The sequence below is a fragment of the Wolbachia endosymbiont of Tuta absoluta genome, assembly GCF_059414725.1.
This window is the reverse complement of record NZ_JBNRJY010000651.1, coordinates 1-440: the sequence shown is the minus strand read 5'-3', so window position 1 is coordinate 440 and position 440 is coordinate 1. Positions and strand designations below refer to the sequence as shown.

The following is a 440-nucleotide window of genomic DNA, read 5'->3' as shown; positions in this document are numbered from 1 at the left end:
CTTTTCTGATCATCTTCTTGTTGCTGTGTTTCTTCTGCTTTCTTAGAGTGCTTAAAATCATTTTTTATTAATTCAATCAAAAGCTTTAATGTGTTAAAACTTTTATGTCCCAATAAAGGATCGATCACTGTTAAGGCAAAGAAAATAAAACTTAATGAAAAAGGAACTGCAGAAAATGAATCGACAAAAAGAAAGAAGCAGAAATTTAAGAATATTATAGAACAGAGACCTATAAATGAAAATGAACAGAAAAGTAATTCCAATAATGAAAAACCTATGCAAATTATTAGTGTGCGTAAGGTTGTATCAGAAGTAAAGCAAATAAATAATGATGCAAAAAAGAAAGAGAAATTCAAGAAAGTATTAGAACAAAGGACACCTATAAATATGACAGGAAACAATCTACGAGAGAGGATGTTAGACAGGCTAAAAGGTTAGTA

1 protein-coding gene is annotated in these 440 nt (G+C 29.3%); it reads left to right on the top strand.

Annotation, left to right across the window (positions count from 1 at the left end; all coding sequences use genetic code 11):
* Positions 1-90: 90 nt before the first annotated feature.
* Complete coding sequence (locus ACJ5GX_RS07055; protein WP_495292847.1) at positions 91-438, top strand: hypothetical protein; 348 nt, start codon at positions 91-93, stop codon at positions 436-438.
* Positions 439-440 lie beyond the last annotated feature (2 nt).